This window comes from Rhizobium sp. N122 (assembly GCF_002211295.1).
GTDB lineage: Bacteria > Pseudomonadota > Alphaproteobacteria > Rhizobiales > Rhizobiaceae > Rhizobium.
In genome coordinates, this window is sequence record NZ_LOKU01000070.1 from 1 (window position 1) to 10,074 (window position 10,074).

9 protein-coding genes are annotated in these 10,074 nt (G+C 53.6%); 4 read left to right on the forward strand and 5 right to left on the reverse strand.

The window, feature by feature from the left end:
* The first annotated feature begins 239 nt into the window (after window positions 1-239).
* The 4 genes from ATY75_RS30935 to ATY75_RS30950 all read left to right on the forward strand — a co-directional run bounded on the left by ATY75_RS30935 (window position 240) and on the right by ATY75_RS30950 (window position 5,366).
* The gene (locus ATY75_RS30935) at window positions 240-3,206 is read left to right on the forward strand and encodes a VPA1269 family protein (protein ID WP_190241462.1); all 2,967 of its coding nucleotides are present in this window, start codon (window positions 240-242) and stop codon (window positions 3,204-3,206) included.
* Window positions 3,206-3,877 (forward strand): hypothetical protein, encoded by a 672-nt coding sequence (locus tag ATY75_RS30940; RefSeq protein WP_088940407.1) that lies wholly within the window; start codon window positions 3,206-3,208, stop codon window positions 3,875-3,877. Before ATY75_RS30935 ends, ATY75_RS30940 begins: the two co-directional genes overlap by 1 nt.
* Before the next feature lie 431 nt (window positions 3,878-4,308).
* Entirely contained in the window at window positions 4,309-5,058 is a 750-nt protein-coding gene (locus tag ATY75_RS30945) for a ParA family protein (protein ID WP_245317670.1), read from the forward strand.
* Window positions 5,055-5,366 carry a hypothetical protein gene (locus ATY75_RS30950; RefSeq protein ID WP_245317671.1) on the forward strand — a complete coding sequence of 104 codons (312 nt, stop codon included), beginning with the start codon at window positions 5,055-5,057 and terminating at the stop codon, window positions 5,364-5,366. The genes ATY75_RS30945 and ATY75_RS30950 overlap by 4 nt, the downstream gene beginning before the upstream one ends.
* Window positions 5,367-5,431: 65 nt before the next feature.
* Here the strand turns inward: ATY75_RS30950 and ATY75_RS30955 are convergent, their stop codons facing one another.
* From ATY75_RS30955 to ATY75_RS30975, 5 genes are all read right to left on the reverse strand, one after another.
* Window positions 5,432-6,088, reverse strand: coding sequence for a hypothetical protein (locus ATY75_RS30955; RefSeq protein WP_088940409.1), 657 nt, complete (start codon window positions 6,086-6,088; stop codon window positions 5,432-5,434).
* A gap of 138 nt (window positions 6,089-6,226) precedes the next feature.
* A complete protein-coding gene (locus ATY75_RS30960) occupies window positions 6,227-6,946 on the reverse strand; it encodes a hypothetical protein (RefSeq protein WP_088940410.1) in 720 nt (239 codons plus the stop codon).
* A 202-nt stretch (window positions 6,947-7,148) separates the two neighbouring features.
* On the reverse strand, window positions 7,149-7,877 hold the full coding sequence (gene qatD / locus ATY75_RS30965) for a Qat anti-phage system TatD family nuclease QatD (RefSeq protein WP_088940411.1): 729 nt from the start codon (window positions 7,875-7,877) through the stop codon (window positions 7,149-7,151).
* Window positions 7,874-9,196: a Qat anti-phage system QueC-like protein QatC gene (gene qatC / locus ATY75_RS30970; RefSeq protein ID WP_088940412.1), complete on the reverse strand. Its 1,323-nt coding sequence runs from the start codon at window positions 9,194-9,196 to the stop codon at window positions 7,874-7,876. The genes qatD and qatC overlap by 4 nt, the downstream gene beginning before the upstream one ends.
* A complete protein-coding gene (locus tag ATY75_RS30975) occupies window positions 9,193-9,948 on the reverse strand; it encodes a hypothetical protein (RefSeq protein WP_088940413.1) in 756 nt (251 codons plus the stop codon). The genes qatC and ATY75_RS30975 overlap by 4 nt, the downstream gene beginning before the upstream one ends.
* Window positions 9,949-10,074 lie beyond the last annotated feature (126 nt).

A 10,074-nucleotide genomic window follows, 5' to 3' on the forward strand; every position in this document is an offset into this window, starting at 1 on the left:
GACATGATCTCTATGCGAGCCATGAAACCTCTTCGTTCTGGTATTAATGTCAGCACTAATGCTGGTTCTAATGCCAGAACATCGCCTGATTTGGCCGATCAGCAAAAACAGCTCACCGTACGCTCACCTAAAGCCAATACGAGATGGATCAGCGTCCGTCAGCAGGTTTAGCTTCGCACCCTAAGGCGCGTCGGACAGGAATCATTGGCTTTTGGCGCTTTAGGTTAGGTGGAACGCGCTTGAAAGAGGCACTCGTTTCAAAACATCAATCGTACCTTTTTAACGGGAGCGATGAAGCAGTTTACGCGACGACGGGGCTGCCTTGTGATCAATCGGTCGTTCAAGCCCTGAATCTGTTAACGACCTACCCAAGGCGTATAGAGCTTGACAAAAAGGCGCTCGACGCCGTCGCGACACTGTCCCGCGCTAATATCTGCCTACCCCCGCGCTTCTTCCACGGCGGCGACAAAGGCAGCAACATGCTCGTCGTGAGGGCTTTGATCGAAAAACGACAGCTGGGACGCTCCCTACAAAAAGACCTTCTAGACCTGGGAGCGTTTGAGTTTCTCGACCGATTATCAAAAGAAGCTAGAGAGAACGTGCAACGCAATCTTGACCGTTTGCTTGGCGTATTTTCGTGCAGTGTGGGTGGAGGCGTCGCAGCATCAAAAATTCCCATAGAAATAATTCACAGCGTCTTTGACTGGTACCGCACGACGGACGGTCTACGATTTCGGACCGATGTTTGGGCTGGTGGTCATACCGGGTTACAGTCGTTGCGAGAGGTGGGGCATGCTCTCAATAAGCTTTACAACGACGGTAACCTGGGGTTCAAACTTCGAAACCATAAATCTTCGATTGGGTCATCGCGAACCCGGATCGCGGTCCTTGCCCATCCGAAGGGCGCGGAACAGGAGCTTATGCAGCTCTTCGAACGGTACATGAATGAACAGAGCGTGAGGGCGTCATCCAACAGTCAGATGGTCCTTGACGTCTTAAGTTGGCTCGCGGTGGACGCGCCCGGCAGAGGCTTGCTTGATTTATGTTCGAACGGCGTCAGCAAAAGGAGCTTTCCTCAATTCCTCAGGGATCGTATCGGGCACGTCTCACATCACGTAATAACGCAAGTCTCCCTAGCCATCAATTTTTGCCAGTTTGTTGAAACCGAGCTGAAAGCTCAGCATCCGTCGCATGCGATCACACGGCTCATCCCGGCATCCGCGTTGTCATGGGCGAAGGGCCAAGTGAGCAAAAACAAAGCCAGGCTCTACGAAACTGCATCGCGGCCGCTGCCCGACCATTTGTTCGATCTAGCAAAAAGAATATTGGAAGAAGACAATGGTTGGGCGGAGCAAAGCGGTTTATTTGACGTTCTAGCTGAACGCGACGGGAGGTGGCAGAAGCTCTATTGCCCGGTTCTGCCCACCCTCCTTTACATGATGTTCTCGCTTCCCCTTCGTGCTTCAGGCGTAAAACGCTTGGACAGTGGCGAAGGAGACCTAACTAAGTATAATGCCGAAACTAGGGATTGGGAGAATAATCTCGATCCGAATGTGGGGTATTGGAGCCGGAAAGAAGGACGGACCGCAGACCCGCGTGGATACGCATATCAATTCAAAGGAAGCGATATTGTCGGATTCAAAATTAATACGAATAAGTCCGGGCAGCCTTACGCAATCCCTCACCAAATAGACAAATTGCATCTTCGTCTATACAGGTTGCGAAACTGGCAGATGACTTTTAATCCAGTAAGCGAGCCAGTTTCTCCGGAACTTTATCTCGATGGTAATCATGGATTCTCAAAGGCGAGTGTTGATTTATTGCCATTGGTTTTTCTCCTGTTTCGGCTGCCCCGGTCGGGTCGAAGCTCTCGGCATAACAAACCTCCCTCGCACACTCAGATCGTACAAGCATGGACCCGCTTGCTGCAGGAAGTGGAACGTCGCTGGAACCTCGACAATCCTGACAGCATCATTTCCATTGTCGAACCTGCAAAAAACGGCCAACTGGCCTCTCGATACAATCTGCATGGTCTGCGAGCGTATGGCATTGGGCGTTTCTACGAAGACGGCGTTCCCATCGAAATGATTAGTAAGATCGTCGCTGGCCACTCCAGCGTCGTGATGACTCTTTACTATATCCTCTTTTCGCCAGCAAAAATTCACTCTTCACTTCAGATCGCCGCGAGCGAGGGTTCGAAGAAGCAATCAAAATTCATACGAGACTTCAAAGTTTCTTCGTTTGATTCCGCTCGGCGGCGATCCGCCGCATTGGGCTCGGAAGCAATCTCAAACGCTGTGAACGCTTTCGACAAGATACCATTCTGCAATGTCGGAATAGGCTTCTGTCCCTTTGGTGGTGGGCGATGCCATGATGGCGGACCACTGAAGGTCATCAAAAGGAAGCTGGGAGTAGCACGAAACGAGCACGATCATGTGGAAGGAGGAAAGCGCAACTGCATTATGTGCAGGCACTTCATATCCGGGCCGCCGTGGCTCGACCCTCTGTTGGCTTTTGGCACCAGCTTACAAGAAAAGCGCGGCCATATAGATGGGCAAGTCGAAGCGTTGATAGATATGTCTGACGAGCTATCGCGCCAGAAGGCGCAGGGCCTGATCGATCAAATCCTTTTTGTGGAGAAGAGCAGCGAACTGAGTATCAAGCAAAAGAACCTTTTGGACGAACGACGCATGACGGAGCGTGCGCTTTTCAACGTGTGTAGGATAGTCGACGCTTGCGTCCAAATAGAGAAGTTGGAAGGAGCCGACGAAAACAGATTAGGCGGGGGCCTGTCGCTTGTTGTATCTGATCAGGCGTCCGTCTTTGAGTTTGTGGGAGTGAGCGAGTTCGAGCAATCAGAGTATTTGACGGCCTCTAGTCGGATTTATCCACTCTTGGGGAATGATAGGGTGGAAGCTAAGCGGGATCGGGCCTTGGACTTGATCGCCCACAACGCGGGATTTGTTCCGCCCTCGCTAGTTGCGACCCTGGATGACAAACAACGCCGATACTTCAAAGATCAGTTTTCACAGTTGCTTTTCAAACATCTTGATCGACCGTCAATCGATGCAGTCTCAACGGGAAAACTTCGCCTCCAAGATGTCGGTGCAGATGAGGTCGTACGAGAACTTTTCGGGGCAACCTTAGGTGATTCATTCACACCCGCTCTTCTCGCCGCAGATACTAACCTGAGAGCCCTCGCATAATGTCCCGGATAAAAGCTATCATCAGAGCTGCGGAGATTGAGACCGAAGATTTCATCGCCGCCATCCCTGCTAAAAACAGAATCAATCAAGCAAACAACAAGGCAATAGCTAACGTTTGTAAGATGATGTTGCTCCGCAAGAAACCGATTTATCCAAGTGCTGAATCCGTGGCAGAAGAAGGACGCGTGCAATTTCCCAAGTTTCCAGACAAACAGTCGCTCTATAACCGGTATAGCAAAATGCTTGGAATCTGGCGTCGTGCGTTCGAAGGTATGGTCGATATACGCGCCGACCCAGCCGGAACGTCAATCGAAGATTTTGAGCGATTGGACCTCACCGGATTGGACGCTGGGACGCGTGCGAGCATCCAGGAGATGAAGTCTTTGATCCAAAGACTCTTCAACCTAAACAAAAATCTGAAGGAACTGATTGGCAATTCAGTTTCCCTGCAACCGCACAATGACATCGCAGTTCCCGAACTGGTTGAGATGTTAGGTCGATGGCTGTCATTTGTGCGATCCAGTCGCTTCCTGTTGGACGATATCGGATTGCGGGTGTCCCGCGACACCATTGCACGGACCACCATCATGGACCGGCACACGTTTGACCGCATAGAAAGGTTTGTACTTTCTGGAGGGCGCGAATTGGGAGACGGCACTCTTGATATGTAGAAATGGTGTCCACGAGAGGATTCGAACCTCCGACCCCAGGATTCATACCACTTCGGCTTTAGCCGCCGCCCAAGGGCGTTCGTGGTCTGGACTGTCCCTTCACCATGGGTCCGAAGACCTTTAGGTGCTGCCCATCCAGTCTCTACACCTTCACCAGATTTCTCTGGAGCTTGGCTCGGGATTGGCATGCTGAGAGATCAGCGAAGCGTTCCCCGACTTTGAGCAGATCGATTGCGGCGTTTCCAGCTGCAACCCCCAATTGAATTTCAGGAATCCTGTGCTCTATCCTGCTGAGCTACGTGGACACTGAATTTGCTTTTAGACGACCGGAAAAAAAGCGCAAGCCCACTTATAACTAATAGAGGGATATAGCTCACCTCGGATATCAAGAATGATATCAAGCTGGCTTGCTAGCATGCTTGATTGAATGAATGCATGAAATCTTGATCGAGCGCACGCAATCATGCTACTCACTTGCCAAATTGGAGAAAATTGACATGCCGGTGATTTGTGCGGCCAATCCCAAAGGTGGCGCGGGGAAGAGCACAACCCTGCTGGCGGTAGCTTCTTGCCTGTCGCAACAGGGTGCATCTGTAGTTATAATCGATGCTGACCCAAACCGGCCCATTACGGACTGGCGATCTGGCAGTAGTGCTCTCCCGATCAAGGTTCGAAGCGACGCAACGGAAGCAAACATCCGTGACCTGATTAACGAGACAGCTGCGCAAGCCCAGTTCGTGTTCATTGACCTTGAGGGCACGGCCAGCCGCCTTACCAGTAGAACGATTATCCGCAGTGACTTGACCTTAATACCGCTGGCTGGAAGCGCACTCGACGCTCAGCAAGCGGCCCGAGCGGTCGGTCTGGTTCGCGAGAGCGAAGCGGATACGGGTCGCCCGATCAACTTTGCGTTGGCGTTCAACCGGACAAATCCGCCCCCATTCACCCGCAAGATTGAGCGAGAGATCGGCCAGCAAATGCAAAGGAGCGATCTGCCGATATTACGAACGCATCTGCATCGGCGTGAGGCCTACAACGCGATGTTCATGGAGCGTCTCGCCCTCCATGAGCTGGACCCCAAGGCGGTCAACGGCGTACCTGCCGCAATTGAGAATGCAATGCATTTCACCGGGGAAATCTTAGAGGTCCTTCAGAAATTGACAGACGCGAGGGCGGCATGATGACCAGGGATTTAGGATTTGGGAATGAGCAGAAGCTCGACGTTTCAAAGTTCGCGCCACGCAAAGCCAAGGACAATTCTGAGGCAGATGCCACAAACTTGGGTGATGCAGCCGCCGAAAGAGCGGGGTTCACCAGTCGTGAGCCGGTTGAACGCGTGGCGCGTGTTCGGAAGCCGTCTCAGCCTTTTGATCAGGCGTTCGTACGAGCGCCTATCGAGGTAATCAACCGGTTCAAACGGTTCTGTAACGAAACCGGGATGTCGTATGGAGAGGCGCTCGACGAACTCATGCGACGTGCGAAAATATAGTCGTCTCGTGTAGGCGTTGAGTTATCTCGGCATCGCTGGAAGGAAACATGGCCAGGAGACAGGCGTCATCCCTCGGAGCCCGCCAGCCAAACTTCACTGATGGCCTTCTCGACAGCCTTTTTGATGGTGGTGCGATCCACTTCAGGAAACAGTGTCTCCGCAAGAGTCAATCGTTTGGCAGCACTGATTTTGGGCGCGACGAAGCGCGGATCAGCTATCAGCTTTTTGATGATCGGAGCGAGACGCTTTTTCTCGTCGGCTTCGCGTTGTTGGCGCTGGGCTTCTTGCTCCCGATCAAACGTGGCCCTTTCTTCATCGGCCCGGACATTTACAAGGACGTCGGCTTCTTCTTCGAAATCGTCGAACCAATCGGCCGTCTCGACAATTCCGTGCAAGACGCCATCGGCCATCAAGCCAAGGATTAGGCGCGATGATTGGCCATTGCGATTGGTCCATTTTGTTGAGAGTTTCTTGAGGCCAGCATCTAGCTCGTCCTCATCGAAATGGGAGGCGACCTCCCCAGTAGCATCGAAGGTGGTCACAACCATGTAGATCAGACGTGGCCGCAAATGCTTGATGAGAGCAGGGAATATGTCGCCATTGACCACGACCGCCGGGAGGTCCTCGCTTGCCAGAATGGATTCGAGGATCATCGCCCCGCATTCCTCTGCGGCGGCGCGAACGTCTTTCGCCATCAGGTCCAGATCGGTGCTATCGGTCATATTCGGTTCGCTCCGTAATTGCGGTCACATGCCGACCCAGGTCGGGCATAGTTCCGAACGATACCGCCGCTTGCAGGTTCGGACCTGACCATCACGGCCTTGAGATTGCGCACCAAAGTGCTGCAGGAGATGCGAATTTCAGAAAAGGCGACTTTTTTCCTTCAGCCGTTTTAGCAATGGCGGCGGCTTGAACCGAGTTATCTCGGTATAGTGATAGGGGGAGTTGGCAAACAGTTGGCTTTGTTCGCCGTAAAAAAGCCGTTCATATGGCTGGCCGCCATAGTCAAAGTGACAAAAAAGATGCGGCTTGTTGTAATACCTATCGCCGTAAGGATTGAAGGACTCAATTAATTCGTAGGGAATTTCCGCTAAGAGGATGACCTTTCGTGCATCTTCTGGATGGTGCGTCAGGTATTCGACCCATTCGCCATTTTCCTCCTGGCGGAGATGAGTCCATCGCAGCCCAAGAAGGACACCCCGGTTGTAGGTTCCCATCAGGCCTACCCTGAACCAAGCGGAGATGCCTCTACCTTTCTCGTCGGCGTTGGGATAGTGATCGAGACGTGCAACATCGTGAACAATCACGTCGGTGCGGTAGCTATCCTGTGCAGCTATCAGGAAGAAATCTTCGAAAACGGGACGCCACCTATCGCGCAGCGCAATCTTTGCTTCCGGGCTCAGTTTCCGCCGGTTTCCCCACCCAAGCGGGAAAGCCTCGAAGTTGGTCACCACGCCGACAGCACCGGCAATTAAACCGATAATCGGTTCGAAACCGGGATCGTGGTAGGTCCAAAGCCCGAAGCCGACAAGGGCGGCCCAGGAACCGACGTGGACAACGGAATTTCTAAAAAGCGACATCCTAGTCACCTTATGCTCGATGCTTAAAACCGGATGTCTGCGCCCCTCGTGCGTCGTAGGGTCTAACTTCTGTAAACGAGGCCTGCGGCTTTGGCCTATAGAGCATCAGCATTATCCACCCCAAGAATATACGGTTTTAGTCCCGCCTCCCGAGCCGTGAGACATCTCCCAAGCGGTCACCTTTGGTGATGTTCTGAACGCGTCAGCTCTTCAGCAACGATTTCAAGTTCTCCGTGATCACCCTGTTTGTCTGGACAACGCTTTTCCCCCAGATGGCAGCCAGGCCTTCAGTCGCAGAATTCACATCGGCAGGTGAATAGGTTCCTCCCGGCTTTGAGGTGAAGGGTGCGTCGGTTTCGGTGAGTACCCTTTCCATCGGCATCTGGGATATCAGTTCTCGTCCCTTGGCAGATTTGACCATGGGGGCTCCGACCGAAAACCAGCATCCCATCTCAATTGCTCTTTGAAGCTGCGACGGAGTGCCGGAAAACCAATGAAGAACAGCAAAGCCAAAATCCGGATGGCGCTCCAATGCGTCCAAAACCTTGGTGGCGGCGTTGCGGCTGTGTATTGATAGGATACGGCCACCTACCATGGAACAGGTCGACAAGATATGATCGAAGACCACTTTTTGGTCCTCAAAATGAGCAGTGTAGTCGCGGCTTCCGTCCAGACCGACCTCTCCGACGTAGCGCGTTTCCGATATCAATCGGTCGAACAGGGGCAGCTCGGATTTCCGCTCATGTGCGATTTCCGGATGGAGACCGAGAGCTGTCTTGATCCTTTTGCAACCCGAAGCCAGTTTAGCGGTTTTGATGAAAGCCTTGGGAGTGGTCGTTACAGAGAGGACGTAAAGGTCTGCCTCTCTGGCGGCTGCTACAGCCCTGACAGGATCGGGAAAGAGATCGAGGTGGCAATGGAAGTCGATCAACTCATGATGCTTTCGGACCGCAGATACTTCGCGACCTCGTACAGCCCGTGCTCATGTACGTCAAACCAGCCTTGCCGCTCCTGCATATTCAAAGGAAGAGGGCCGCTCGACAACGCTCGTTTGCGCAGCGTTGCTTTCGCCGTTGTCTGAGCGGCTGCCACCATCGACATGACGTCGTCCTTCAAGTGGACATTGTCGTCGTTGATTGCATCCTGAAGAGTGCGGCCATATTGCGTCGCATCATCTATCCCTGCAGCAAAGAATGCCGACCGCCGGATGATACAGGGAACGCAGTGGCCGCACTGAATACCTTTCCGTTTCCACTTGCCGCAAGACACCGTCCGCATTGAATTAGCCGTTTCCGAGCTATCCGGCTTGAACTCCCTTAGCATTTGTCCCTTTGTCTTGTGCCTGTACGGATTATCGATCTTTGCCTGAATTCCGACAGCCGTCAAAATCGTTTGCAGTTCGGAGAGGAAATGGGGATGGGTCGTTCGCGTGCTCAACGAGCCGATCCGTCGCGGCGTCAGCGGCGCGTTGAGGGCGATAAAGCCGTTCTCCGGAACGTAGAGTGGCACCGGTCCAGAATTTGGTCTCAGTTGGGCGACGGCGTCTGCTGCGATGGCCGCGTAGGCAAGGAAGTTCAAGCTCCTAGTTCGCATTGTGGTATCATGGCCACTAAACTGTCTCATAGGACTTGCATTCGCGATAAAACGCTCGGCCCGGCCACGAAGAGATGGAAACAATCTGTTCTGGTATTGACGGTCGCCTGTATACGCGTGGCTGACAAGGACGGGCACCTTCTTGTCGCGTAGCAGGTTGTTCACTCCGATCCAGCTATCGAGGCCGCCGGAAAAAAGGCTGACGCAGTCGACACCGCCTAGATTTGCGGCGCGTCTCTTTCTGGTTTGCATCGTTGGCGGCTTGCCACGACCGCCAGCTTTAAAAGTCAAAGTCCAGGTGTCGCCGCTCAGGAAAGCCAGCACTTTCTCAAGGCGCTCCCGAACCGGTTCCCATGTCTGTGGGCTCACCAACGGCACGTCTAGCTCGAATGTCCGAGCCCAACCGTTTTCGCCGCTGACATGACGTGGTGAAAAAGAATCCGCAGCCGTTACAGCAAGAGCGATGGAGAGAAAGTCAAAAGCCGCCGTCGAGGTGGGGGCGCTCAGGCGCTCAACTTGCTCTGGAACCCTGTTACCGATATGAGCGGCATCCGCCAGGTTCGTGACCCCGTACAGCCTTATGTCGAGGATGCCCGGTCCACTACGCGATGCTGCATCAAAATCGCTTGTGTGGAATTTTAGGCGATTGACGGTCATTGATAGCTCTCCCAGTCGCTCCAGGCAGTCGTTGTCGCCTCTCGCATGAAGTCCTTTATCTCGGTTTGGGTGAAGCCCTTCGAGCCACCTTTCAACCGCTGCTGAAGGGACTTGTCGACGACCACCCGCACGAGATCGAGCAAAGCCTGCTCGCAATCGGCAGTCTTCTTCTCATCATCGGCGCGGTCCCACGCGCCGCCCGCTTCTTCGACAATGGCCTGGAAAACAGACTGCGACAGAAATTCGGAGAGTAGTTCGGAGATGACGTCATCGGTTAGTAGGGCCGGATCAAATGTCTCGTCCAGGTCTAAAACGGCAGCCACCGCTTCCTGGACAGCGGCGTTGATTCTATCTGCGTCGGCTGTGTCGCCCGCTAAAAGCTGACCAAGTGCTTGCGCGAAATAGTCGGTCGACCTACCGATGAATTCGCTTGGGTCTAGCCCTGGGACGGCATTGCCATCAGCAATGTCGCGCAGTGCCGAATAGAGCCCGCCGCCTGCCGTATAAACATTTCCAAAACGGCGAGGTCCGACGGCGCTTCCACCTGTCGCTGTTCGGGCGAAGTGGCCAAGCGCTTTTCTTAGATCGTCCTTGTCGCCACCACCGGCAACAGCTTTGCCGAAGGCGGTCCTGAATGAGCGGAACCTTTGTGCCTCAGGCTTCGGCAGTGGCTTGCCTGGCTCATCGTCCGCCCACGCAGGCACCAACGGCTGGCTACTGTTGGTGCCCCTTGATGATGCTGATGTCCCCATTGACCTGCCACCGAACTTTCATCCGGCAGCGATTAGAGCCCCGGCGGTTTTGAATACGCCAAGTGGCGCGGTGTGAGCAACCGGCGGAAACGCGAAGCTTTCATCTCGCGCAGCGTTGGAGCCGGT